Genomic DNA, 25,596 nt, shown 5'->3' on the forward strand with positions numbered 1-25,596 from the left:
CCTGAAAGTGGCGCCAGTGCTGGGCTGGCGGGCAGTGCTTAAAAAACAGGCGTATTTGGTTGCCAGTTGAAAAAGATTCGACATGAACGATTTGTCCAGCGCTGGCCGCGTTTATGCTCCTGCTTGCTCGTGGGTGATTTTTAATACTCAAATCGTGGCTTTGCGCATTCCTGCTGTATCTTTGTTGCTATAAATAATGAAGTGTTTGATTTTCAATGAGCAGCCCGACCTTGCCCCACAATCGCCAGCAGTCTGACGCAAATCAGGCAACCATTCCGACAAGAAAGTGACTTGCATGCGTTTCATCCATACCGCCGACCTGCACATCGACAGCCCCTTGCGTGGATTGAGCCGCTATGAAGGCGCGCCGCTGGAGCGGCTGCGTGGCGCGACGCGCCGTGCGCTGGAGCGCCTGGTGGACCTGGCGCTGGATGAGCGGGTCGATTTTGTGCTCATTGCCGGCGATTTGTACGACCGGGACTGGCAGGATTTCCATACCGGCCTGTTCGTGCGCGAACAGATGGTGCGCCTGGGGCGCAAGGGGATTCGTGTGTTCATCGTGCAGGGCAACCACGATGCGCGTGGCGTGATAACCCGGCAGATTCCATGGCCTGACAATGTCAAGGTGTTTTCCAGCCGCACCGCCGAAACCGTGTGCCTGGAGGCCTTGGGCGTCGCCATTCACGGGCACAGCTTTCCGGACCGCGAGGTGCCCGAAGACCTGGTGCCCGGCTACCCTCTGGCCGTGCCGGGTTGTTTCAACATTGGCCTGCTGCACACCAGCCTGACCGGTATTGGCGGACACGACACCTACGCGCCAACGACTTTGCCAGACCTGAAATCCAGAGGCTACGACTACTGGGCACTGGGACACATCCACGCCCGGCAGGTGATTTGCGAACAGCCCCGGGTGGTGTTTCCGGGCAATCTTCAGGGCCGCCACGCCCGTGAAACCGGCCCCAAGGGCTGCGAGCTGGTCACGGTTGAGGGTGCCCGGATGACCGCCCGCTTCATGTCACTGGCCGTGGTTCGCTGGCATCAGATCGTCATCGACTTGCAGCCGGTGAAGACCTTGGACGAACTGCCTTTACGGGTTTCGCACGCGCTGGAGCTTGCGGCATCCGAAGAAGGCGATGTGCTGCATGCCGTCCGGGTGGTGCTGTCTGGTGAAACCCCTCTGCATGCGTTGGAAGCGCGCCAGCCCGGAACGCTGGCCGCAGCCGTGCAGGCCGCTGCACAGGATGTGACCGGCGTGGAGGTCTGGATCGAGCAGGTCAAGCTCGATTTACGCTCGCCCTTGAACCGTTCGAGCGTGGAGCAGGGCGACGACGCCCTGGGCGAACTGGTGCGCTGGGTTGACACGCTGGCAGCCGACCCGACGGGTCTGGAAAGTTTTTGCCGCGACGCGCTGGCCGAAGTGTTGGGCAAGGTCCCTGCTGAAGTGCTCGCGGCCATGGCCCATGAGGCGGCTGATGCCACGACGGACATTCCCCGGCTGGACGATAGCGCGGCGCTGCTGACTCTGTTGAAGGATGCAGAAGCCACGCTGCTGGCGCGACTGACAAGCCAGGAAGTGAATTCATGAAAATCCGGAAACTGTTCCTGACGGCGTTTGGCCCGTTCAGCAACGCCGCACTGGACTTTTCAGGCACGGCCAACCTGCACCTTGTCTATGGTGCCAACGAGGCCGGCAAGTCTTCGGCACTGCGTGCCATGACCGATCTGCGCTATGGCATACCCCCGCGCAGCAAGGATGATTTTGTGCATGGCTTCAGGGACATGCTGCTGGCCGGGTGTTTTGAGGATGCGTCAGGCCGAATCGTGGGCCTGGCCCGCCGCAAGGGCAACAAGGATCCGCTGACGAGCGCTGATCCGTCAAGCGGCCTGCCGTTGACGGGCCCTTCAGTTTCCCCCGAGGTGCTGCTGGCGCTGACCGGCGGTGTAGTGCGCGAGCAGTTCGACACCATGTATGGCCTGAACTCGCTGCACTTGCGCAAGGGTGGCCAGATGCTCATCCAGGGCGAAGGGGAACTGGGCGCCGCGCTGTTTGAGGCCAGCACCGGCTCGGCCGGTATCAAGCTGATGCTCCAGACGCTGCAGGCTGATGCAAAAAAATACTTCGTGCCCAAAGGGCAGTTGCCCATCCTCAATGAAGCTGCGCGGCAGCTCGAAGAAGCACGGCAGCGCTACCGGCAGGCCGTGACCAAGCCGGACCAGTGGAAGGTGCTCAAGCGCGTCCATGACGAGGCACAAGCCCAACTTGCGCAGGCAAGGGAACAACTGGCCGGTCAGCGCCGGCAGCTTGAGGGGCTAACCGAATTGCGTGCAGTGGAGCCCTTGCTGCGCGAGCTTGACATGGCTGAAAGCCAGTGGGATGCAATTCAGGGTCATGTGGCCCTGCCAGCCGACGCCCGCGACTGCAGGCTCGCCGCCCTCCAGCACCAGGCGCTGTCGCAAATCGGGCTAAGCGAAGCCGATGAAGCGATTGCCCTCTGCCAGCGTTCGCTGCTGGCGCTGGAGATTGAGCCCTTGCTGCTCAGCCATGCCCCAGCCATCGACCGGCTGGAGGCCGACGTGTCCCTGGTGCGGCGCGAGCGCGATGTCCGGCTCAAGCTGCAGGCCGCAACGGATGATGAAGGCCGACTGCTGATGCTGCGGGCGCTGCAGATGCAGTCCTGCCGTCAGGGGCTTGACAGTCTGGAAGCATTCTTCAGGCAAGCGCCGTCTTCGGCCGACCAGGCCGAGGTGCTGCGCTCGCTGGAAGCGTTTCAGACACTGAACATCGAGTGGCAGCATGTCCAGGCGCGGCAAGCCGTTGACAGTTGCAAGGTGGCGCAACTTCGGCGCGAGGAAATTCCTGAGCCGGCATCTGCTTTGCGGCAGGCCCTGGTGACCGCACTGGAGCAGGCCCGGTCGCTGGGGGATGCGCAGCAGCGGCGGCTAAGCTTGCAGGCTGTGCTGAACACGGAACAGCGCAAGCTGGACGGATCATTGCGCGACATGGGGCTGCAGTCTCCTGCGCAACTGACGCTCACGGGCTGGCTGGCCATTGCCGAAATTGATGCCTGGGAACACAAACGAAACGAACTGCTCAAGCAAGCGGCGCTCAACAAGAACCGAACCGGACAATTGGAAACCGATCTGGCATTGCAGCACCGCCGCAGCAAGCGCCTGGCTGCCACCGGCGAGGTGGTGACGGCCGACACCTTGCGCTTGGCCAGGGAACTGCGGGATGCAAGCTGGCAGGCCGTACGGGCTGAATACATCAATCCTGCTGCAGAAGCAGGCAAACCTTCAAGTGAAGACACTTTTGGCGACGCACTGCCGCTACGTTTCGAGCAGACGCTGGCCGAGGCCGACCGGCAGGCCGACTTGTTGCGCGAGGGTGCGCAGCGAGCCGCCGAAGTGGCCGAATGCGAACAGCGCATTGCAGAAATGACGCAGACGCTGGTGGTTTTGCGGACCAGGGATGACGAACACACCGACGCACTGGTGTCGCTGGACAGCGGCTGGCAGCAAACCCTGTCGCGCCTGGGGATTTCCGCCGGCACGGCAGCCGGGGCACGAGAGTGGCTGGTGATTCGGCAAACGGCGCTCGACCAGCATGAGCGTCTTGCGCAGGTCACGCTTTCCCATGACCTGTTGGTGCAGCAGATGGCAGCAGCCAGCCAGGGCTTGTCTGGCGCCATGCTGGCTCTGGGTCACACCGTCCCTGAAACACAGCCATCACTCGATGCGCTGGTTGCGCTGGGCAGCGCCGCCGAACGCGAACTGGTGACTGTGCATGCTGCGATGCAGCGTTGGCGAATTGACCTGAACAGCCTGGGGCAGGGCCTTCAGGCTGACCAGCTCCGGGGTGCCGAGCTGACCCGATTGATCAAGAACTCTCGCGCGGCGCTGGACCGGAGTTGCTCTCGCCTGTCCCTGGACAAGGATGCCGAAGCGTCAACCATCAAGGCGCGGCTCGCTGAACTCCAGCACTGGGTCAATGACTACCAGTTGCATGCGGGTCACCAGCAGCAGTTCAAGCAAATGCAGGCGAGCGAGGACGCTGCGGCACAAGGGGCCACCGCTTTGGGCCGGCTTTTGGAGGAGCCTGTATGGGATCACCGGGATGCCTGGGTCGATACGCTTGCCAGGCGGCTCTTGCGTTCACGCGAGGCGGCTGCGGCAAAGGCAACGCTGCAACACAGGGAGGCCGAGGAAACCGTCCGAAGGCAACGCGCACTCTCAGCCGTCGAGGATGCCCGGCATACCCTTGAAGGGCTGGTCAGCGAAGCAGGGGTTCGGCATGCCGACGAATTGCCGGAGGCGGAAATTCGCTCTGGCCAGATGCACGCGCTGCGCATGCGCCTTGAGGGGCTTAAGGACCAGCTCTCGCGGACATCCCGAAAGGACGCTTGCACCCTGCGCCAAGAACTGGCCAGTCTGGACAGCGTGGCCATTGAGCAGGAAAAACAGGTCTGCTCGGCGACGATCCTGGCGCTGGAGACAGATGAAAAGACCGCGATCGAGGCGGAGCAGGCGTCACGTCTTGCATTGGCGCAGATCGACACGTCGGATGAGGCTGCCCAGGCCAAGGAGGAAATGGAAGCCGCCATTGCACGCTACCGCGCCGGCGTGAGGCCATGGGCACGGCTCAAGCTGGCCGAAGCGCTACTGGGCGAAGCGCTGCGCCGCCACCGCGAAAAGGCGCAGGGCCCGGTGGTGGCCCTGGCAGGCGACTACTTCCGGCTCATGACAGCAGGTCGTTTTGTACGGCTGGCGGTTGATGCCGACAGCGACACGCCACTGCTGCTCGCCCAGCCTGCACAAGGCAAGGCCATGGAGATTTCAGCCTTGAGCGAAGGAACGGCCGACCAGTTGTACCTTGCCCTGCGGCTGGCCGCGCTGGAAGTGCAGCGCAAACCAGGCCGGATGATGCCGCTGGTGCTTGACGATGTATTCATGACCGCCGACGACGAGCGCGCCAGCCACATGTTCCGCGCGCTGGCAAAATTTGCCACTGCATCACAGGTGCTGGTGTTTACACACCACCATCACCTGCTGGCGCTCGCGTCCAGCGCTGTCGGGGAAGACGAACTGCGGGTTCACCGGCTCGAAGCCGGCTTTGCGCGCGGCCAGTGAAGCGGGCGCGGGGATCCAAGGTTGCCAAAGTCCACGCCAACGGGAATTTGTTGTGCAGGCGCAATATCGTCTTACGCTGTCAGGTATTATTTTTTGACATTAACAAAAGGCAAGGGGATTGCATGATTGTTCGTTTTCACATCGACCCGATGGAGCAGGACCTGTACGAATACAGCGTCAGTTATGAAGGGGAGACACTGTATTCAGATGTTGGCCTGGGCTCCATGGAGGACTGCATCGTTGCCGCCACGGAAGGACTCGACCAGGAAGCCGTGGCTGCCGAAATAGCCTACAAGGGGATCATCAGCGGGACTTATGCGCTCGCTTCGCTGGCCCTGATGTCCGAGCAGATTGCCAGCCATGCGCTGCAGACAACGCTTGCGATTGAAGAAGTCAACGAGTAGGACTTGAGTGGCCGATGCACCAGCTGTTGACGCAGTGGGCGTGGCTTGCATTTGGAAGAAATGCGCTGCAAATAATGAGGTGACGAGCCTTGGCCCCGGCACTGGCTCCGCGGTTAGGGCTGCTTGGTTCCCCATCTGACCCGGTTGGCCGCTTTACCATGCGGGAAGGCCCGTCACCTCAGATTATAAGGGTGTTGGCTTAGCGCTTTGACGCGTGGGGAGAATTTTCATAAAACCTGTGCCTGCAGCTTCATCCATTCCTCATCCAGAGCCGCCAGAAAAAACTGCAGACAGTGTTCCCGCCCTTGACCGTCCGTCAATTCAAAGGGCTGCCTGCACCTGTACCGGCCTTTCGCGCACATGGCATCGAAGGCACAATCAGTCACTAATTACTGCCGCACAAGGAAGCCTTCATGCCACGCGTCGTTTTCAATCAAAAAGGTGGGGTCGGCAAGTCCACCATTACCTGCAATCTGGCTGCCATCAGCGCCAGCCAGGGCTTGCGCACGCTTGTTGTGGACCTGGACCCGCAGGGCAACTCCAGCGCTTACCTGATGGGCAAGACGGCCACCGACAATCAGCCAGACGTGGGCGGATTTTTTGAAAATACCTTGAGCTTCAGTTTGCGTACCGTTTCGCCAGCCGAATTCATCGTTGCCACGCCCCATGAAGGGCTGGACTTGATGCCCTCCAGCCCGAAGCTTGACGAATTGCAGGCCAAGCTGGAGTCCCGGCACAAGATCTTCAAGCTGCGCGAGGCGCTGCAGCAACTGTCCGGCAGCTATGACCGGATTTACATCGATACACCGCCAGCGCTCAATTTTTACACCCGTTCGGCACTCATCGCGGCACGCAATTGCCTGATTCCCTTTGATTGCGACGATTTTTCACGCAAGGCCTTGTATACCCTGCTTGAAAATGTCAAGGAAATCCAGGCGGATCACAACGCCAGGCTGGTGGTGGAAGGTATTGTGGTCAACCAGTTCCAACCGCGCGCCAATTTGCCGCAGCGAATTGTCAATGAACTGATGGAAGAAGGTTTGCCTGTCTTGCATCCTTACTTGCCAGCTTCCATCAGGGTGCGCGAATCGCATGAACAATCGCTGCCAATGATCTACATGGACCCCGGCCACAAACTGACCCAGGCGCTGGTCAAACTGCATGCCGCGCTTGAGCCCTGAGCCCTCAACTTCCCGCAAAACACTGACCGCCAGCGCAAGCTTCTGTCCACAGTCTGCGGTTCACCCGCTGCCCGGCCAATTTAGAATGAGTTCATGTCCTATTTAGTGCTTGCCCGCAAATACCGCCCCAAGAACTTCTCGGAAATGGTGGGCCAGTCTCACGTCGTGCAGGCCTTGGGCAATGCGTTGGGAACGGGGCGGCTGCACCATGCCTACCTGTTCACCGGCACCCGGGGTGTGGGCAAAACCACGGTGTCGCGCATCTTGGCCAAGTCGCTTAACTGCACCGGCATTGACGGGAAGGGCGGCATCACAGCCGAGCCTTGCGGCGTGTGCGACGCCTGCAGGGACATCGACGGCGGCCGATTTGTCGACTACACCGAACTGGACGCAGCGTCCAACCGGGGCGTCGATGAAATCGCCCAGCTGCTGGAGCAAGCGGTGTACAAGCCGGTGGTGGGGCGCTTCAAGGTCTTCATGATCGACGAGGTTCACATGCTGACAAACACGGCATTCAACGCCATGCTCAAGACGCTGGAGGAGCCGCCTGACTACCTCAAGTTCGTGCTGGCCACGACCGATCCGCAGAAAGTCCCGGCTACCGTGCTGTCACGCTGCTTGCAGTTCAACCTGCGGCCCATGGCGCCCGAGACGGTGCTGGAGCATTTGGTACAGGTGCTGGCCCTCGAAAACGTTTCTGCCGAGCCGCAAGCTTTGCGCCTGCTGTCGCGCGCCGCGCGCGGCTCGATGCGCGATGCGCTGTCGCTGACCGATCAGGCGATAGCCTTTGGCTCGGGCCGGCTCGACGAGGCCAGTGTGCGCGTCATGCTGGGCAGCGTGGACCGCAGCTATGTGTTCCGACTGCTCGATGCGCTGGCGCGTGGCGATGGCCGCACGGTGGTCGAAACCTCTGAAGTGTTGCGGCTTAACGGCCTGAGCGCTGCCTCGACACTTGAAGAAATGGCCACTGTACTGCAGCGCATGGCGGTGCTGCAGGCTGTTCCCGGCATCGGCGCCGGCGACAACGACACCGATCCTGAGATTGTGGAAACCGCCCGGCTGGCCCGTACCATGCCGGCCGACGAAACCCAGTTGCTCTACAGTCTGTGCCTGCACGGGCGCGGTGAACTGGGCCTGGCGCCTGACGAATATGCTGGGTTGACCATGGTGCTGCTTCGGCTGCTGGCCTTTAAACCGCCGGGCGCCGTCGTCCCAGCAGCTGCCGGGGTGCAGCCTGTCGCCGTCAGGCCTGCGTCGGGGAGTGCCGCCGAGCCAGTAAAAAAGTCGCTGTCTGAGCCGGTCGAGGCCCCTGTTGCCGGCCGTCTCCATGCTGTCCAGTCCGGGCCAGGGACACGGCTGGAAGACACCCATCAGGTCTTGCAGGCTCACTATGTGCCAGCGCTTCCACTGACGGTGGCTTATGAGTCAAATATGGCTTCTGCGCAGACTGCTAATGTGCCGAGTGCTATGAATAGCGAAGCGTTCGCTGAAACGGCAAAAGCACCGATGCGGCCATCGGCGGATATCGGCACGGAAGGTGGTTCCCTTGACGATGCCTGGGAACGGATCGTTAACCTGATGGTGGCGGCTGAATCCATTGCAGCCTTGACGCGCGAACTGGCATTGCAGTCGCAGTTGTGCGGACAGAGTGAAAGCCTGTGGACCCTGCGCGTCGAGCGCGAGTCATTGAATCAGGCTGCCGCCCGTGAAAAGCTGCAGGTCGCGCTTCAGAATGCACTGGCTGAACCCGACCTGCGGCTTGCCGTCGAATTGGGCGCTGTGACGAATACGCCGGCACGCCGGAACAGCGCCGCACTGGTCGAGCGCCAGCGCGTCGCAGAGCTGTTGATTCAAAATGACCCGTTTGTGCAGGACATGATCCGTGAATGGGGCGCCCGGATTGTTCCAGGCAGCATCAAGAGCGTTTCGTCCTGAGTCAGGCTGCGCTTTGTTGCAGTCAGCCGATATGATCAACGACAGTTTCAGCAACCCTATCCAAAGGAAAAATCATGTTCAACAAAGGACAACTCGCAGGCCTCATGAAGCAGGCGCAGGCCATGCAGGACAACCTGAAAAAAGCCCAGGATGACTTGGCGTTTGTCGAAGTCACGGCCGATGCCGGCGCTGGCTTGGTAAAAGTCACCATGACCTGCAAACACGATGTCAAGCGTATCGAGATCGATCCCAGCCTGCTGACGGAAGACAAGGACATGCTTGAAGACCTGGTGGCGGCTGCCTTCAATGCTGCTGTGCGCAAGGCCGAGGAAGTCAGCCAGGAAAAAATGGGCAAGCTCACAGCGGGCATGCCGGCGTTGCCGGGCGGCATGAAGTTCCCCTTTTGAGTCATTGGGGACGGACCGACGGAGGCGTGCACTGCCCTATCGCTTGGTACCCAACTTATTGATCCCCGAATCGACAAGTCCATAAATGAATACCAACGCCTTAGAAGGCCTGACCCAGGCCTTGCGCAAGTTGCCGGGCGTGGGCGCCAAGTCGGCAGCTCGCATGGCCTTTCACCTGCTGCAGCACGACAGGCCTGGTGCCTTGCAGATTGCGCGGGCGCTGGACCACGCAGTGCAGAGCATTGGACACTGCGCGTTGTGCAACACCCTGACCGAGCAGGCGGTTTGCGTGACCTGCACGAATCCGCAGCGCGACCGCAGCAAGCTTTGCGTCGTGGAAACCCCGGCCGATCAGGCGGCGCTGGAGCGGACGCTGGCCTACCGGGGCCTGTATTTCGTGTTGATGGGCAAGCTCAGCCCGCTGGACGGGATAGGCCCGAACGACATCGGTCTGCAAAAATTGTTCGACCGCGTGGCGCCCCGCGACGACAGCGGAGAACTCTTGCCGGCCAGTGAGCGTGAAGTACAAGAAGTCATTTTGGCGACAAATTTCACCGCTGAAGGCGAGGCCACGGCGCATGTGATTGGCCAGGCGCTTAAAAGTCGCCGCATGCAGGTCACGCGCCTGGCGCGCGGCGTACCGGTGGGCAGCGAACTGGAATATGTGGACTTGGGAACCATTGCCCACGCCTTGACCGACCGCCGATAAGCCGGCAGGCAGCCAGGGCCGCTGCCGATCATCATAAAAAAGGTTTCTCATGACGCTTGCACATTTCACGCTGGCCTACTGGTGCATTTTGGTGGCTGCTTTGCTGCCCATCGTCTGTGCCGGTATTGCCAAATACGGAGCGATGCGAATCGCTCCTGGTAAAGGCGGCTACGACAACAACGATCCCCGAGCCTGGCTGGCGCGCCAGACCGACTGGCGCGCGCGCGCCAATGCGTCGCAAGCCAATACCTTCGAAGCCATTCCCTTCTTTTTTGCCGCGGTCATCATTGCCCACCAGTTCCAGGCCAGTCAGGCCCTGCTGGACGTCCTTGCGGTTGTGTTTGTCGTGCTGCGTGTCGTCTACATCGCGCTGTATGTGGGCAATAAGGCCAATGCACGCTCCATCGTCTGGGCACTGGCATTTTTCATCAATATCGGCATTCTTTTTTCCGGGTTTCGATGACAAGTTACAAGCCCGGTAGTTACATAAAGCTACAAAGGGCTTGAGTTTAGCAATCGCTGGCGCGGGATGACCCCGATGCAGTTTTTTTGGGGTCTCGATATGCTGAAACGCATAGTTACCGAGAAGAAAGAAAACTGGCATGGAACGATTACCCCGCATGTCCCGGCGGCTATTTGCTGGCACCAGCGTACTGGCGGCGGCAACATTCAGCTGTCCTGCGCTGCATGCGCAAAGCCAGCCTGAAACCCGAAAAATCACAATTGCGGTGGGCAACAAGGCCGCTTTTTACAGTTTGCCCCTGACCATTTCCGAGCAGCTTGGTTATTTCCGGGCGGAAGGCCTTACCGTTGCCATTAGCAACCATGAAACCGGTGTGCAGGCCGTGCAGGCTTTAATAGGGAAATCGGCCGACATCTGTTTGGCGGGCTTCGAGCACATCATTCACCTCCAGGCTGCCCAGCAAATGGTCCAGTCGTTTGTGCTGCTTGGCAGGGCGCCCCAGATTGCATTCGGCGTTTCGACCCGAAGTTTTCCGCGCTACAAGCCTATCGCCGAACTAAAGGGCAAGAAAATCGGTGTTGCCGCGCTGGAAAGCGCGAGTACCCTGATGGCCTGCATGGTGTTGGCCCAAGGCGGCCTGAAAGCCGGTGATGTGAACTTTCTGGAAGTCGGCGATGCCGAAAACGTCTTGTCCGTGCTGCGTTCAGGCCAAGTGGACGCTATAAGCCATACCGACCCGCTCATGACCATCCTGGAGCAAAAAGGCGAGGTCCGCATCATCAGTGACGCCCGTACCCTCAAGGGAACGACTGAACTGTACGGCGGGCCCATGCCTGCGGCTTGCCTGTTTGCGCCGCTCGAATTCATCCGGAAAAATCCCAATACCTGCCAGGCCTTGGCCAACGCCATGGTGCGAGGCCTGAAATGGCTCCAGACTGCAGGGCCGGGGGACATCATCAAGACAGTTCCCGAAAATTACCTGCTGGGTGACAGGGGGCTGTACATTGCCTCATTCAACAAAGTACGCGAATCCATTTCACTGGATGGCATCCTGGCCGATGAAGCGGCCCCCACCGCCCTGAAGGCGATCGCCGGCTTTGACCCGAGCGTCAAAGTCGGCAGGATTGACCTGTCGAAGACCTACACCAATGCGTTCGCACAACGCGCCAAGGAACGTTTCAAGGCCTGACGTAATGCCTGCTGAAGATGGCAGGCCATATTGAAACGGTTCTTGTAGCGTTTGAAAACTATTTGTGACTTCCTGTCGTCTGCATCGGCCTGACTGTCTGCAGTACGTGTTGAAATGTTCGTGCAGTCCAGCTTCATGCTGTTATTGCACCCTTCAACCATAAATACCCAGGGAACACCCATGAATCTTTCCATGAACATTGGTCCAGTCGTCGCGCTGATTGCAGGCATTTTGATCCTGCTGATTCCGCGGCTTCTGAACTATATCGTCGCCGTCTACCTGATCGTGATCGGGCTGCTCGGCCTCCTCGGAACCGGCTCTCTGCGGATCTGATGCATCCGGACTCCTTGGCATTGAATCGCCAGAAATTACTTTCTTCTTGACTTGACCACCGCCTTGCCGGTGTTGCGCCTGACCGGCTGAACCGCAGTTTTTCCCCTTGAAGGGGCAGGCTTTTTGATTACATCGCTGGCCATGGCGCGTGCGGTGATCGGCAAATGCAGCACGATTTGTTGGCCCCGCTTGAAGGCTGTCTGGGCATTGACGTTGTTCCAGTTGGCGACGTTGGCGGCAGCCACGCCGTAGCGGCTGGCAATGCTGTCAACCGACTCACCCTTACGCGCCCTGACCGTCGTGCGGCGGGTGGTGATTTCAGGCGCCAGCGAAACCTGGGCATTGTCCGCGACATGGCTGCTGACGTCATTGTTCATCTGGGCTGTGCGCGGCACGATCAGTGTAGAGCCGGCCTTGATGAGCATGCGCGGCGGTATGTTGTTCATGCTGCGCAGGTCGGATTCATTCATTCCTGTATGGCGGGCCGCTTCCGTGGCGTTCATGGTGCTTGGCGCTGTCCAGGCGGTCCAGCTCGCATATTGGCCTTGATTATAGGCGTCGAAGTTGCGTTGAAAAACCAGTGCGTTGTCCCAAGGAAGAAGAATTTGCGGCGTTCCCGATGCAAGGATGACCGGGCGGCGGGCCGAAGGGTTGAGCGCCTTGAACACGTCAATTTCAACGTCGGCCAGCCGTGCAGCCAGGGCAACGTCGATGTCACGCGTGATTTGCACCTGCTGGAAATAGGGGTGATTTTCAATCAGCGGCAGTTCGGTACTGAACGTATTTGGATTGGCAACGATATTTTTCACGGCTTGAAGCTTGGGGACATAAAGGCGAGTTTCCGCGGGCATGTTGAGCTCGTCATAAGTCGTTCCCAGCCCGGCTTTCTGGTTTTTCGCAATGGCTCGGCCCACGCTGCCTTCGCCCCAGTTGTATGCAGCCAGTGCCAGGTGCCAGTCGCCGAACATGCCATGGAGTTTTTGCAGATAGTCCAGCGCTGCGCGCGTGGAGGCCAGTACGTCGCGGCGGTCATCCCTGAAGTCGTTTTGCTTGAGGGCAAAGTATTTTCCGGTTGCCGGCATGAACTGCCACATGCCCGCCGCTTTGGCGCTGGACACCGCCTGCGGATTGAAGGCGCTTTCAATAAAGGGGAGCAGCGCCAGCTCTGTCGGCATCTGGCGGCGCTCAAGCTCTTCGACGATGTGAAACAGGTACTTGCTGGAGCGCTCGGTCATGCGCTGGATGTAATCAGGACGGCTGGCATACCATTGCTCACGGTCAGTCACCAGTTCGTTTTGCAAGTCGGGCATGGAAAATCCCCGGCGAATCCGGTCCCAGAGTTCCTTGGGCGGCTCGGTGGAGGCAATCGGGAAGGAATTAACCTGGCCTGGTGTGATGGCGCGAAGCGGGCCGGCCGGAATCCTTTGGCCCGGTAAGGTGCCCGGCCCGGTGGACAGCACCGGGTCGTCCGGCAGGCCTGGCGGCTGTGTTGCACAACCTGCCAGCACCACCATCGCCATCAGGAATGCCAGCCAGACCAGCCGAAAACGGAGGTGAAAAAAACAATAGGAAGAAACAATGTAAAGCGGGGCGGTTCGAGGGACAGGTGTCATTTGAATAGGTTTTTCCATTGCCTCGGGGCGGCAAATACAGTGGTGTCGTCATGGGTTGACGCGTCAAAGTGATGAACGGCGGCCATGATGCCAGCTTGCCGTGTGCGTAAAAAAGGATTGATCAGGACTTCCTGTCCGATAAAACTGGGCAGGGTCGGCTTGCTCTGCTCGCGCATCTGGCGGCAATGCTTTTCATGGGCTGCCAAAAGTGCATTATCAGGCTCAACGGCAAGCGCAAAGCTAAGGTTGGCCAGTGTGTACTCGTGTTCGCAGCAGACTTGTGTTGTGCCCGGCAATCGGCGAGCTTGTCAAGCGATGCCAGCATTTGCGCCGGCGTTCCTTCAAACAGCCGGCCGCTGCCCCCTGAAAAAAGCGTGTCGCCACAAAAGAGCAGAGGCTGGCCATCCCTGTCCGGGGTGCAGAAGGCATATGCTCTGCAGTATGGCCTGGCACCTTCAGCACCTGGAAATCCAGGCCGAGGGTCGCGACCCGATTGCCTTCGCGTAGCGGCTGGAAAGGCGCCGGCATGCATTCGGCGGCCGGGCCGCAAACCGTGGCGCCAGTCGCCTGGCGCAATGTATCGATGCCACCGGTGTGGTCCGCATGGTGGTGCGTGACTAGAATTGATTCCAGTTGCAGTCGGGATGCTTGCAGTGCCCGCAATACCGGCGCAGCGTCGCCAGGGTCCACCAGCAGGGCGCGCTTGGTGTCGTGCAGCAACCACAGGTAGTTGTCGGCAAAAGCGGAAACAGGATTCAAATACATGCAGTGGTCTCTATGAAGTCGGGAATTATAGGTTTGACAGAGTGGCTCGATACCGCGCCAGGGGCCTATCTTCTGGCCTGGGAACGTTCCCACTTTGACCTGGCCGTCAGTGATATTTTTGGCTACCATGCCCTGCAACTGGGATTTCCAGAACTCAATGCCTTGCAGGCCAACCGCATGCCGCACAAATGGCTGGCCCTTTCTTCCCTCGAAAAGCGGACATTAACGCTTGCTTCAAGTGGCAGACCAGAGCTTCGCACAGCGCCTGAACCCACATGTTTCCCACGCGCTGCCTTGTACGCAGATTCGTCAGCGCTGCCCTTTCCCGAGAGCAGCCTGGACTTGGTGGCATTGCCGCACACGCTGGAGCTTGGCAGCGACCCGCATTCCGCCTTGCGTGAGGTTGCCCGGGTTCTTGTCCCTGAGGGGCGGGTGGTCATCAGCGGCTTCAATCCGGCCAGTCTGTGGGGGCTGCGCCAGCAACGCGATCATTTTTACCAGCGCTTTGGATACGAGGGACTTTTTCTGCCGGACGCTGGCGAATACATCGGCTACTGGCGGCTTCGCGATTGGCTCAGGCTGCTCGACTTCGAAGTGGAATCGGCGCAATTTGGCTGTTACCGTCCTGCGCTGAAAAGCCAGAAGTGGCTGGACCGATTTGACTGGATGGACCACGCTGGCAAACGCTGGTGGCCGATCTTCGGGGCGGTTTATTTTCTGGTGGCCGTCAAGCACGTGCGCGGCATGCGTTTGCTGGAGCCCGCCTGGAAAACCCGCAAATCACCGGCTGCTGCGCCCGCCGTGGTGGCCAGCAAGAATCCCGCCGACTGGGTCAAAATAAGCGGCTGAGTTTTTTATTTTTTTAAACCCACCAGGCATTCCTGGCACCACAAGCAGCCCATGACCGATTCAGCAGCAGAACCACACGTTCCCATTCAACTCGTTGTCATTTATACCGACGGCGCCTGCAAGGGCAACCCTGGGCCCGGCGGCTGGGGCGCCTTGCTGGCCGGAGGCGGCACTGAGAAGGAACTCTTCGGTGGCGAGATGGGAACGACCAACAACCGCATGGAGATGACGGCCGTCATCGAGGCGCTCATGGCATTGAAAAAACCCTGCAACGTGACCCTTTACCTCGACAGCCAGTATGTGCTCAAGGGCATTACTGAATGGATTCATGGCTGGAAAGCCCGGGGCTGGCGCACTGCGGCCAAGGCACCGGTCAAGAACGTCGATTTATGGCAGCGGCTGGACGCGCTGCTGGTGTCCAGCGGACACACCATCGACTGGCGCTGGGTCCGGGGTCACAACGGCAATCCGGGCAATGAGCGCGCCGATGCGCTGGCCAATAAAGGAGTGGATCGCGCACTGGGCCGCATCTGAGCCAGTCCGGCGCCATGTCTCTGGCGCGCCATTGCAAGGAGATTGGCTGTCGTGCTGTGCATTGATGAAGGGCGGATTCAAGGGTGGTTGTAGCCGGCGCCGCTTGAGCATTTTTTTGGCCATGCTCTACATTGAAAAGCTGTTTCTTTTCATGACAAGTCACCTTTTTACCCCCTCATGGCATCAAAAGCAATTTACACCCTGGTCGCAGTGGCAGGCATTGCAGCGACTTCAGGCGTTGCGTGGTGGTATCAGAAACCCAAGCCGGCAGACGGTGTCGCCGGCGTGGCCAACCCCGCGCCAGGGCAAGGCGCGGGCACCAATGGCACGGCGGCCAAGCCGCCTTCGGTGGAACCGGCCAGGGTCGAGCTGGCGCGGCTGGTTGGTGACACGCGCGCGGTCGCGCAGCCTGCGTTCGCGCCGGGGCGTGGTGTTGCGTCCTGAAATCAGCGGCCGCATCACCCAGCTCAACTTCACCGATGGTCAGCGGGTGCGCAGGGGCCAACTGCTGGTGCAGTTTGACGACCAGCTGCCACAGGCGCAAATCCTGCAAAGCCAGGCAGAACTGTCGATTGCCCAGGCCAACCAAAAGCGCAACCAGGAATTGGTGGCGCAAAACTTCATCAGCCAGCGCTCGCTCGATGAAAGCGCCGCCGGCCTGCAGGTGGCCCAGGCCAAGGCGGCACTTGCGAAGGCCATGGCGGCGCGCTTGAAAATCTTGGCACCTTTTGACGGCATCATCGGCATTCGCCAAGTCAACGTGGGCGATTACCTCAAGGACGGTCGAAATCCTGGAAGGGCTTTCGGCCGGCGACACCGTGGTCAGGACTGGCCAGCAGCGAATCCAGAAGGACGGGACTGTCGTCCGGGTGGTGAACCTGAATGGCGGGGCCGCTGCCACAGAAGCGGCAACGGATAAAAAATCTGCCGGCGCTGCATCTTTTTCGCCGGCTTCGCACATGGCTGGCGCCGTAAAAGCATCACTGTCAGGCCCCAACCCGTGCGGCACCATCGTGACGCAACTGTCTGCAGCAGGCAGCGTGATGCCGACTTCCGGCACATCACCTGCCGTGCACAACCCGGCGTCTCCTGCCATCCGCAATCCGGGCTGAGTGCGGCCTCCTGCCCGAATCTTCGTGACCAACGCCGTACCGCCCGTAGGCAACTCGCTGAAATTTCCATCCGCCGCCCGGTGTTCGCCACCGTGCTGTCGCTGCTCATCGTGCTGGTCGGTGCGGTCAGCTTCAACCGCCTGACGGTGCGCGAGTACCCCAAGATCGACGAGCCGGTCGTGACCGTGAGCGTGCGCTATGCCGGCGCGTCGGCCGAGGTGATCGAGTCGCAGGTCACCAAGCCGTTGGAAGACTCGATTGCCGGCATTGACGGCGTGGATGTCATCACCTCGATCAGCCGCGCCGACCAGGGGCAGATCAGCGAGCGCTTCCGGTTGGAGAAAGACGCCGATTCCGCTGCCGCCGAGGTGCGCGACCGCACCTCGCGGGTGTGCAACAAGCTGCCCCAAGCGATCGAAGAGCCGGTGATTGCCAAAGTCGAGGCCGACGCGTTTCCGGTCATCCAGCTGGCGTTTTCCAGCGAGTCGCTGACGCCGCTGCAGATCAACGACCTGGTCAACCGTATCGTCAAGCCGCGCCTGCAGACCGTCATCGGCGTGGCCGATGTGCGCATCTTCGGCGAACGCAAGTACGCCATGCGTGTCTGGTTGGACACCGACAGGCTCGCTTCCTACCGGCTGACGACGCAGGACGTCGAGGACGCAATTCGACGCAGCAACCTGGATCTCCCTGCCGGCCGCATCGAGTCGCAGCAGCGTGAATTCAGCGTGACCTCGCAAACCGACCTGCTCAAGCCGGCGCAGTTTGGCGCAATCGTGATCAGGACCGTCAACGGGTTCCCGGTCCGGACCGCGACGTGGCCCGGGTCGAGGAGGGCGCTGCCGACGAGCGCACGGTGGTCCGGCTGAACGGCCGCCCGGCCGTCGGCGTGGGCGTGATCCGCCAGGCCACGGCCAACCCGCTTGACTTGTCCAAAGGGGTGAAGGCCGCCATTCCCCAGCTGTAGGCAGACCTGCCGGCCGACGTGCTGATTGACATCGCCAACGACAACTCGGTGTTCATCGACCGCTCGGTCAAGAACGTGTACCCGACCATTTGCGAGGCCGTCCTGCGGGTCGCGCTGGTGATCTTCGTGTTCCTGCGCATCTTGCGCGCGTCCATCATTCCGATCATCACCATCCCGGTCAGCCTGATCGGCACGTTTGCGCTCATGGCGCTGGCCGGCTTCACCATCAACACGCTCACCTTGCTGGCGCTGGTGCTGGCCATCGGCCTGGTGGTGGACGACGCCATCGTGATGCTGGAAAACATCTTTCGCCACATCGAGGAAGGCATGGACCCATTTTCCGCCGGCATCAAGGGCGCGCGAGAGATCGGTTTTGCCATCATCACCATGACCGCCACGCTGGTGGCGGTGTAAGTGCCTCTGGCCTTCACGCCGGGGCGAACCGGCCGACTGTTCGTCGAGTTTGCGCTGGCGCTGGCCGGTGCGGTGGTGGTGTCCGGTGTGGTCGCGCTGACGCTCACGCCCATGCTGTGCACGCTGCTGCTCAAGCACAATCCCAAGTCAAACCGCTTTGACAGCACCATGGAGCGCGTGTTGACCGGCATTTCGGATCGCTTCGGTGCACTGCTGCGCTGGACCGTGACGGCGCGGTTTTGTGCCACAGACCGGTGTGATCGGTGCGGCTCAGCGCTTCAAGTGCCTCGTGCTGCAGGCGCGTTGGCTGGTGCTGGCGGCGCAGTTTGAGAGCTTTGTCGATCCGCTGGTCATCATGCTGTCAGTGCCGTTGTCGATGATCGGCGCCTTGCTGGCGCTGAAGTGGAGCGACGGCTCGCTTAACGTCTATTCCCAGATCGGGCTGATCACGCTGGTCGGCCTGATCACCACGCACGGCATTTTGATTGTCGAGTTCACCAACCAGCTGCGCGGACAAGGCATGGCAATGATTGATGCGCTGGTGAAAGCGTCTTCGCAGCGGCTGCGCCCGATTGTGATGACCACCGGCGCCATGGTGCTGGGCGCCTTGCCACTGGCGCTGACCTCCGGCGCCGAGGCTGAAAGCCGCACCCAGATTGGTTGGGTCATCGTGGGCGGCATGTCACTGGTCACATTGCTGACCGTGTTTGTGGTGCCGACGATGTGTGCGTTGCTTACCCGCGCTGCGGTGCCGGGCGCGAATATGGCGGTTGCCAAAGAGCAGCCGGAGTTTGCGGCGAAATAAGCTACCCGTAAGCAGGCTTTCAAAGATCGTCTGTTCCCAGATCCAGCAGGGTTTGCAGGAAAGAGCGTTAATATTTGCCAAAATATCAATTTCAAATGGCAGGGGTTTACCGGCATTGGGTCTTGTGCATTTACACTGACCCACAACCATCCTCCAACTTTTCACCACGCCCACCGAACATTTCCCATGACCTGGAACCGCCGCAACCGTTTCGCCAAAGTGCTGTTCGCGCTGCTGAGCCTGCTGTTCATGCAATTCGCCGTTGCTGCCTATTCCTGCCCTGGCGGTTTTGCAACGACGATCAAGCCGGCTGAGATGTCGCTGATGGTCCAGGCCAACATGCCGTGCGCCGAATCCATGGCATTCACCATGGACGACGAGCAGCCCGGCCTGTGCCATGCGCACTGCCAGGACGGCCAACAGAGCACCGACAAATACCAGGTGCCAGGATTGGCGAGTCTGGCCGATATGGCAACTGACTTCCCGCTGCCCCGCATCGCCCCCGCACCTTTGGGTGTCTCCCTGCAGGCGCCGCTTATCAGGCGCAACACGGCGCCGCCCCTGGCCGTGCGCAACTGCTGTTTTCGTATTTAAATCCTCCAGTCACCTAGCTACTGCCTGAGCACGCCATGTGCGCCGGCAGCTTGTTTTGTTGTCTGGAGGTTTTATGTTTTCTTTTTTTCTTGTTCGACGAGTCGCAGTTGCTGTGCTGCTGGCTCACACCACGGTGCCGCTCTGGGCGGCCGAACCCTTGTCCCTGCAGGAAGCCCAGCGGCTTGCTGCTGCCCGGTCCCAGCAACTGGTCGCTCAGGATGCTGCAACGATGGCGGCACGGGAAATGGCGGTGTCTGCCGGCCAGCTGCCCGATCCTGTTCTCAAGTTTGGTGTCAACAACCTGCCCCTCAACGGGCCAGACCAGTTCAGCCTGACGCGTGACTTCATGACGATGCGCTCATTGGGCGTCATGCAGGAGTTCACTCGCAGCGACAAACGCAAGGCCCGTACTGCCCGCTTTGAGCGAGAAGCCGAGGCCGCCCAAGCTGGCCGCCTTCTCGCACTGACCAATCTGCAACGCGATACTGCCACGGCTTGGCTGGACCGCTTTTACCAGGAACGGCTGCGCGAGCTGCTGGTCGTTCAGCGCGACGAAGCCAGGCTGCAGATCGATGCAGCGGATGCAGCCTACAGAGGCGGGCGAGGGTCACAGACCGACCTGTTTGCGGCGCGTTCTGCTGTCGCGCAGCTTGAGGACCGCATTGCCCAGGCTGAGCGGCAAATCGAAACCGCAAAGATCCAACTGGCGCGATGGGTCGGTGCCGAAGCGGCAAAGCCGCTGGGCGCGCCACCTGCCCTTGATACAGTGCGCATGCGCGCCGAAGACTTGGAGACCCAGCTCGCCCACCACCCCCAGATTGATGTTCTCGTGAAGCAGGAGGCCATGGCGCAGGCCGAGGCTGATGCTGCACAGGCCAGCAAGAAGTCCGACTTCAGCGTCGAGCTGATGTACAACCAGCGCGGGTCAGCTTTCTCCAACATGATTTCGTTGAATGTATCGGTTCCGCTGCAATGGGATCAGAAGAATCGTCAGAACCGTGAAGTGGCAGCCAAGCTTGCCGAGGTCGAGAAGGTCCGTGCTGAACGCGAAGAGTCGACACGCATGCATATTGCAGAGGCGCTGGCCATGATTCAGGAGTGGCACAGCAACCGGGAGCGTCTGGTCCGATATGACGCCACGCTGCTGCCGCTGACCTTGGAACGAACGCGCGCCGCCATCGCGGCCTACCGCGGCGCGGCAGGACCGCTCACCGCCGTGCTCGAGGCGCGACGCGGAGAGATTGATATGCGCATGGAGCGACTTCGCCTGGAGATGGACACCGCGCGCCTGTGGGCCCAGATCAACTATTTGATCCCGTCGGGCAAGGGCATGCCGGCTTCCGTCCACCAATAAACGCCTTCGGAAAACGAACCATGAAATTCAAACCACTCGTCATTGGCCTGGTCCTCACCGGCCTTCTCATTGCAGCCGGCTACGGCTTGTACACATTTGGCATGCAGCGCGGCATGGGCATGGCCACGAATGCCAACGCGCCAGACGCAGGCGCTGCTCCCACCCCCCAGGACTCCAGTGCCACGACCGGTGCTGTGCCGCAAAGCGTTGCTGAGGGTGAGGACGCCACCCGCCGGCATATCAGCGCAGGTATCAAGGCAGGTGATATCGACCCCGTCGCAGGCAAGAAAATACTTTACTACCACGATCCGATGGTTCCAGGCAACAAGTTCGACAACCCGGCCAAATCCCCCTTCATGGACATGATGCTGGTGCCTGTCTATGCCGGTAGCGATGGCGACCAAGGCAAGGTGACCGTGAGTGCGCGCGTCCAGCAGAACCTGGGGGTCCGCACCGCCCAGGTGACCGAAGGCACGTTGTCGCCACGGGTGTCCGCGGTTGGCAGCATCGCCTTCAATGAGCGCGATCAGGCCATCGTACAAGCCCGGGCGACCGGTTATGTGGAACGCCTGCATGTGCGGGCCACGCTCGATCGGGTGTCCAGGGGCCAGCCACTGGCCGATCTCTATGTGCCCGACTGGGTAGCCGCCCAAGAGGAATTTCTCTCGGTGCGCCGCATGCAAGGCACCGACCTTGCCGCAGTAGTCGACGGTGCCCGCCAGCGCATGCGCCAGGCCGGCATGAACGATGCGCAGATCCGGGGGGTGGAAACCTCTGGAAAAATCCAGGCGCGCATCACCGTCGTGGCCCCCATCGCCGGGGTGCTGGTGGAATTGATGGCCCGCGAGGGCATGACCGTGATGCCAGGGGCCACCTTGTTCCGCATCAACGGCTTGTCCACGGTCTGGGCCAATGCCGAGGTGCCCGAGGCACAGGCCGCGATGGTACGCGTGGGGGCCAAGGTGCAAGCCAGTAGTCCGGCCGCACCGGGAACGACGTTTGAGGGCAAGGTGCAGGCCATCCTGCCGGAAGTGAACGCGGCCACTAGAACACTGAAGGCCCGGCTGGAACTGGCCAATCCTGGCGGGCGGCTGGTTCCCGGCATGTTCGTTCAGATGCAGTTCATGGACATGCGCGCTGAAAAAGCCTTGCTGATCCCGACTGAAGCCGTGATCCAGACCGGCAAGCGCATGGTGGTGATCCTGGCCGAAGACAACGGCAGGTTCCGCCCGGTCGATGTGGAGGCCGGTATTGAAAGCGGCGGACAGACCGAGATCAAGCGCGGCCTGCTGGCCGGTCAGCGCGTGGTGGTGTCTTCACAATTCCTGATCGATTCCGAAGCCAGCCTCAAGGGGGTCGAGGCTCGTCTCAACGCGGCGCCCAAGCCAGCGGCTGCCAGCGCAGCACCGCGGTATGAAAGTGAAGCCAAGCTCGATGCCATCGGTCCTGAGGCGCTGACCCTGTCCCATGGCCCCATCCCGGCGCTGAAGTGGGGCCCGATGACCATGGATTTCAAGCGCCCGCCTGCCGGGAAACTGCCGCCCAATCTGCAAGCTGGCGACCGGGTAAGCTTTGAGTTTTACATCGATGCTGAGGGATTGCCGCAACTCACCCGCGTGTCCCCGCTGGCACCCGCGCCTCAAGCCGCCGGAGGCGTTAAGTGATTGCCCAACTTATTCGCTGGTCGATCGTCAACCGCTTTCTGGTGCTGCTGGCGACACTGATGCTGGGCGCCTGGGGCGTGTATTCGGTACTCAAAACACCGCTCGATGCCTTGCCGGACCTGTCCGATGTCCAGGTGATTATCCGGACCACCTACCCGGGCCAGGCGCCGCGCATTGTCGAGAACCAGATCACCTACCCGATGACGACGACGATGCTCTCGGTGCCCGGCGCCAAGACGGTTCGCGGCTACTCATTCTTTGGCGATTCCTACGTCTATGTGCTGTTCGAGGATGGCACCGACCTTTACTGGGCGCGCTCGCGGGTGCTGGAGTACCTGAACCAGGTGCAGTCGCGCTTGCCCGCAGGCGCCAAGGCCACGCTTGGGCCGGATGCGACGGGTGTCGGCTGGATTTACCAGTATGCGCTGGTCGACCGCAGCGGTACGCAGGATGCCGGGCAGCTCAGGGCCTTGCAGGACTGGTTCCTGAAGTACGAATTAAAGACCATCCCCAATGTGGCTGAGGTCGCCTCGGTGGGCGGCATGGTGCGCCAGTACCAGATCGTGCTCGACCCCGACAAGCTGGCGGCTTACGGCATCCCGCATACCAAGGTGGTCCAAGCGGTTCAGAACGCCAACCAGGAAGCCGGCGGCTCGGTGCTCGAAATGGGTGAAGCTGAATACATGGTGCGGGCGTCAGGCTATCTGCAAGGTCTGGATGACTTCCGGAAAATACCGCTCGTGACCACCGACGCCGGTGTCTCGGTACGCTTGGGCGATGTGGCACGTATCCAGATAGGGCCTGAAATGCGGCGCGGCATCGGCGAGCTGGACGGTGAAGGCGAAGCCACTGGCGGCGTGATCGTGATGCGGTCCGGTAAAAACGCGCTGGAAACCATTGCAGCGGTGAAGAAAAAACTCAAATCCCTTCAGTCCAGCCTGCCCCAGGGCGTGGAAATCGTGCCGGTGTACGACCGTTCCGGCCTGATCGAGCGCGCGGTGGAGAACCTGACGCACAAGCTGCTGGAAGAGTTTTTAGTGGTGGCGGTGGTGTGCTTCATTTTCCTGTTTCACCTGCGCTCGGCCCTGGTTGCGATCATCTCGCTGCCGCTGGGCATCCTGACCGCGTTCATCGTGATGCGCTACCAAGGCGTCAACGCCAACATCATGTCGCTGGGCGGCATTGCGATTGCCATTGGCGCCATGGTCGATGCGGCGGTGGTGATGATCGAGAACGCCCACAAGCACCTTGAGCACTGGAACCACGAGCACCCGGGCGAGAAGCTCGAAGGGTCTGCCCGCTGGCACGTCATTGGCGAGGCGGCTGCGGAGGTCGGGCCGGCGCTGTTTTTCTCGCTGCTGATCATCACGCTGTCGTTCATTCCGGTGTTCACGCTGGAGGGCCAGGAGGGGCGCCTGTTTTCGCCGCTGGCGTTCACCAAGACCTATGCCATGGCCGCCGCCGCCGGCTTGTCGATCACCTTGATTCCGGTGTTGATGGGCTACCTGATCCGGGGCCGTATTCCCGATGAAAAGAGCAATCCGCTGAATCGCTTGCTCATCGCTGTGTATCGCCCCTTGCTGGAAGTGGTGCTGCGTGCGCCCAAGCTGACATTGGTGGTGGCGGGTGTGGCGTTGGTGCTGAGCCTGTGGCCGTTGCAGCACATCGGCAGCGAATTCATGCCCCGGCTTGACGAAGGCGACCTGCTTTACATGCCCACGGCCTTGCCGGGACTCTCGGCCGGCAAGGCGGCAGAACTGCTGCAGCAAACCGATCGACTGATCAAAACCGTTCCCGAGGTGGCCAGCGTCTATGGCAAGGCGGGTCGCGCCGAAACCGCGACGGACCCGGCACCGATGGAAATGTTTGAAACCACCATCCAGTTCAAGCCGAAGGACCAGTGGCGCGCCGGCATGACCGCCGACAAGCTGGTCGAAGAGCTGGACCGCATCGTCAAGGTGCCGGGCCTGTCCAACATCTGGGTGCCGCCGATCCGCAACCGCATTGACATGCTGGCCACCGGCATCAAGAGCCCGGTGGGGGTGAAAGTGGCGGGCGCCGATCTGGCCACGATTGACCGGATTACCGGCGAAATCGAGCGCGCGCTCAAGGATGTACCGGGTGTGAGCAGCGCGCTTGCCGAGCGCCTGACGGGCGGACGTTACGTGGACATCAACATCCGGCGCGACGACGCCGCGCGCTTCGGGCTGAATATCGCTGACGTGCAGTCGGTCATCTCGTCTGCGGTCGGTGGCGAAAATATCGGGGAAACCGTCGAGGGACTGCAGCGTTTCCCGATCAACATGCGCTATCCCCGAGAGATGCGAGATTCTCTGGAGAAACTTCGAAATCTGCCGATCATCACCGAGCGCGGCCAGCGTCTGGTGCTGTCCGACGTGTCTGATGTAAAAATCACGGATGGCCCCCCCATGCTTCGCAGCGAAAACGCCCGGCTGTCAGGCTGGGTTTATGTGGATATTCGTGACCGGGACTTGCGCTCCGCCGTGAAAGACATGCAACAGGCGGTCGCCCAACAGGTCAAGTTGCCTCCGGGGTATTCGGTTTCCTGGTCAGGCCAGTTTGAGTTTCTGGAGCGTGCCACGGCCAAGCTCAAGGTGGTGGTGCCGTTCACCCTGCTCATCATCTTTGTGCTGCTCTACCTGTGCTTTGGGTCTTTCGGAGAAGCGTTGCTGATCATGGCCACACTGCCTTTCGCCATGGTGGGGGGTATCTGGTTGCTGTACCTGCTGAACTACAACTTCTCGGTGGCGGGCGCTGTCGGGTTCATCGCGCTGGCAGGGGTGTCAGCGGAATTCGGCGTGATCATGCTGCTGTACTTGAAAAGCGCATGGAACGAGCGCATCGCATGCGGCAAGACCACGGCCGACGATTTGCTGGATGCCATTCGGGAAGGCGCCGTGCTGCGCGTACGGCCCAAGGCCATGACGGTGGCAGTGATCCTGGGCGGCCTGCTTCCGATCATGTGGGGCGCGGGCACCGGCTCGGAGGTGATGCAGCGCATTGCCGCGCCCATGGTGGGGGGCATGATCACCGCGCCGCTGCTGTCCATGTTCGTGATTCCGGCTGTCTACCTGCTGATGCGCAGACCACGGGTTCCTACAGCGTCGCGCTGGCAATTCTGGAGAGGCCGCCAAAAGCCTGTCTGAGCCCCCAAGC

The 25,596-nt window shown here is 60.8% G+C and carries 20 protein-coding genes, 1 other RNA gene and 3 pseudogenes; 21 read left to right on the forward strand and 3 right to left on the reverse strand.

Going from position 1 to position 25,596, the window contains the following annotated elements; translation table 11 throughout:
• Positions 1–295: 295 nt before the first annotated feature.
• From IWX85_RS03920 to IWX85_RS03930, 3 genes are all read left to right on the forward strand, one after another.
• Positions 296–1,585 (forward strand): DNA repair exonuclease, encoded by a 1,290-nt coding sequence (locus tag IWX85_RS03920; protein WP_036811449.1) that lies wholly within the window; start codon positions 296–298, stop codon positions 1,583–1,585.
• Entirely contained in the window at positions 1,582–5,127 is a 3,546-nt protein-coding gene (locus tag IWX85_RS03925) for a YhaN family protein (RefSeq protein ID WP_196868820.1), read from the forward strand. The genes IWX85_RS03920 and IWX85_RS03925 overlap by 4 nt, the downstream gene beginning before the upstream one ends.
• Positions 5,128–5,249: 122 nt before the next feature.
• Positions 5,250–5,531, forward strand: coding sequence for a hypothetical protein (locus tag IWX85_RS03930; protein WP_196868821.1), 282 nt, complete (start codon positions 5,250–5,252; stop codon positions 5,529–5,531).
• A gap of 78 nt (positions 5,532–5,609) precedes the next feature.
• On the opposite strand, the gene ffs is transcribed toward IWX85_RS03930, so the two are convergent.
• Positions 5,610–5,706, reverse strand: an RNA gene (ffs, locus tag IWX85_RS03935) — signal recognition particle sRNA small type.
• 238 nt (positions 5,707–5,944) lie between these two features.
• Here ffs and IWX85_RS03940 point away from each other — a divergent pair.
• The 7 genes from IWX85_RS03940 to IWX85_RS03970 all read left to right on the forward strand — a co-directional run bounded on the left by IWX85_RS03940 (position 5,945) and on the right by IWX85_RS03970 (position 11,748).
• Positions 5,945–6,712, forward strand: coding sequence for a ParA family protein (locus IWX85_RS03940; RefSeq protein ID WP_036811481.1), 768 nt, complete (start codon positions 5,945–5,947; stop codon positions 6,710–6,712).
• Positions 6,713–6,805: 93 nt separating this feature from the next.
• Positions 6,806–8,647, forward strand: a complete 1,842-nt coding sequence (gene dnaX, locus IWX85_RS03945) for a DNA polymerase III subunit gamma/tau (protein ID WP_196868822.1) — start codon at positions 6,806–6,808, stop codon at positions 8,645–8,647.
• A gap of 74 nt (positions 8,648–8,721) precedes the next feature.
• Positions 8,722–9,054: a YbaB/EbfC family nucleoid-associated protein gene (locus IWX85_RS03950; RefSeq protein ID WP_029524440.1), complete on the forward strand. Its 333-nt coding sequence runs from the start codon at positions 8,722–8,724 to the stop codon at positions 9,052–9,054.
• Positions 9,055–9,139: 85 nt separating this feature from the next.
• On the forward strand, positions 9,140–9,763 hold the full coding sequence (gene recR, locus IWX85_RS03955; RefSeq protein ID WP_036811491.1) for a recombination mediator RecR: 624 nt from the start codon (positions 9,140–9,142) through the stop codon (positions 9,761–9,763).
• Positions 9,764–9,812: 49 nt separating this feature from the next.
• Entirely contained in the window at positions 9,813–10,226 is a 414-nt protein-coding gene (locus IWX85_RS03960; RefSeq protein WP_196868823.1) for an MAPEG family protein, read from the forward strand.
• A gap of 139 nt (positions 10,227–10,365) precedes the next feature.
• On the forward strand, positions 10,366–11,415 hold the full coding sequence (locus tag IWX85_RS03965; protein ID WP_196868824.1) for an ABC transporter substrate-binding protein: 1,050 nt from the start codon (positions 10,366–10,368) through the stop codon (positions 11,413–11,415).
• 180 nt (positions 11,416–11,595) lie between these two features.
• Positions 11,596–11,748 carry a DUF3096 domain-containing protein gene (locus tag IWX85_RS03970; protein ID WP_081932731.1) on the forward strand — a complete coding sequence of 51 codons (153 nt, stop codon included), beginning with the start codon at positions 11,596–11,598 and terminating at the stop codon, positions 11,746–11,748.
• A gap of 35 nt (positions 11,749–11,783) precedes the next feature.
• Here IWX85_RS03970 and IWX85_RS03975 read toward each other — a convergent pair whose 3' ends face one another.
• Together IWX85_RS03975 and gloB are read right to left on the reverse strand one after the other, a co-directional pair.
• Positions 11,784–13,268, reverse strand: a complete 1,485-nt coding sequence (locus IWX85_RS03975; protein WP_036811497.1) for a transglycosylase SLT domain-containing protein — start codon at positions 13,266–13,268, stop codon at positions 11,784–11,786.
• An 89-nt stretch (positions 13,269–13,357) separates the two neighbouring features.
• Positions 13,358–14,126 (reverse strand): annotated as a pseudogene (gene gloB / locus IWX85_RS03980) (hydroxyacylglutathione hydrolase).
• A gap of 12 nt (positions 14,127–14,138) precedes the next feature.
• Here gloB and IWX85_RS03985 point away from each other — a divergent pair.
• The 11 genes and pseudogenes from IWX85_RS03985 (at position 14,139) to IWX85_RS04020 (ending at position 25,586) form a co-directional block, all read left to right on the forward strand.
• Positions 14,139–14,975, forward strand: a complete 837-nt coding sequence (locus tag IWX85_RS03985) for a class I SAM-dependent methyltransferase (RefSeq protein ID WP_196868825.1) — start codon at positions 14,139–14,141, stop codon at positions 14,973–14,975.
• Between the two features lie 51 nt (positions 14,976–15,026).
• A complete protein-coding gene (gene rnhA / locus IWX85_RS03990; RefSeq protein WP_051984406.1) occupies positions 15,027–15,509 on the forward strand; it encodes a ribonuclease HI in 483 nt (160 codons plus the stop codon).
• Positions 15,510–15,686: 177 nt separating this feature from the next.
• Positions 15,687–16,293 (forward strand): annotated as a pseudogene (locus tag IWX85_RS03995) (efflux RND transporter periplasmic adaptor subunit); the annotation flags it as partial.
• A gap of 175 nt (positions 16,294–16,468) precedes the next feature.
• Complete coding sequence (locus tag IWX85_RS20305; protein ID WP_231379535.1) at positions 16,469–16,621, forward strand: hypothetical protein; 153 nt, start codon at positions 16,469–16,471, stop codon at positions 16,619–16,621.
• A 68-nt stretch (positions 16,622–16,689) separates the two neighbouring features.
• Positions 16,690–17,490 carry an efflux RND transporter permease subunit gene (locus IWX85_RS20875; RefSeq protein ID WP_370584212.1) on the forward strand — a complete coding sequence of 267 codons (801 nt, stop codon included), beginning with the start codon at positions 16,690–16,692 and terminating at the stop codon, positions 17,488–17,490.
• A pseudogene (locus tag IWX85_RS20880) lies at positions 17,478–18,332 on the forward strand (efflux RND transporter permease subunit). Before IWX85_RS20875 ends, IWX85_RS20880 begins: the two are co-directional and overlap by 13 nt.
• Positions 18,292–18,807 (forward strand): efflux RND transporter permease subunit, encoded by a 516-nt coding sequence (locus tag IWX85_RS20885; RefSeq protein WP_370584200.1) that lies wholly within the window; start codon positions 18,292–18,294, stop codon positions 18,805–18,807. The pseudogene IWX85_RS20880 and the gene IWX85_RS20885 overlap by 41 nt, the downstream one beginning before the upstream one ends.
• A 219-nt stretch (positions 18,808–19,026) precedes the next feature.
• On the forward strand, positions 19,027–19,401 hold the full coding sequence (locus IWX85_RS04005) for a hypothetical protein (protein ID WP_370584201.1): 375 nt from the start codon (positions 19,027–19,029) through the stop codon (positions 19,399–19,401).
• A 73-nt stretch (positions 19,402–19,474) separates the two neighbouring features.
• Positions 19,475–20,755, forward strand: coding sequence for a TolC family protein (locus IWX85_RS04010; RefSeq protein WP_196868826.1), 1,281 nt, complete (start codon positions 19,475–19,477; stop codon positions 20,753–20,755).
• Positions 20,756–20,775: 20 nt separating this feature from the next.
• Complete coding sequence (locus IWX85_RS04015; RefSeq protein WP_196868827.1) at positions 20,776–22,419, forward strand: efflux RND transporter periplasmic adaptor subunit; 1,644 nt, start codon at positions 20,776–20,778, stop codon at positions 22,417–22,419.
• Positions 22,416–25,586 (forward strand): efflux RND transporter permease subunit, encoded by a 3,171-nt coding sequence (locus IWX85_RS04020; protein WP_196868828.1) that lies wholly within the window; start codon positions 22,416–22,418, stop codon positions 25,584–25,586. Before IWX85_RS04015 ends, IWX85_RS04020 begins: the two co-directional genes overlap by 4 nt.
• Positions 25,587–25,596 lie beyond the last annotated feature (10 nt).

The organism is Polaromonas sp. CG_9.11, assembly GCF_015752225.1.
In the GTDB taxonomy this organism is placed as follows: Bacteria; Pseudomonadota; Gammaproteobacteria; order Burkholderiales; family Burkholderiaceae_C; genus Polaromonas.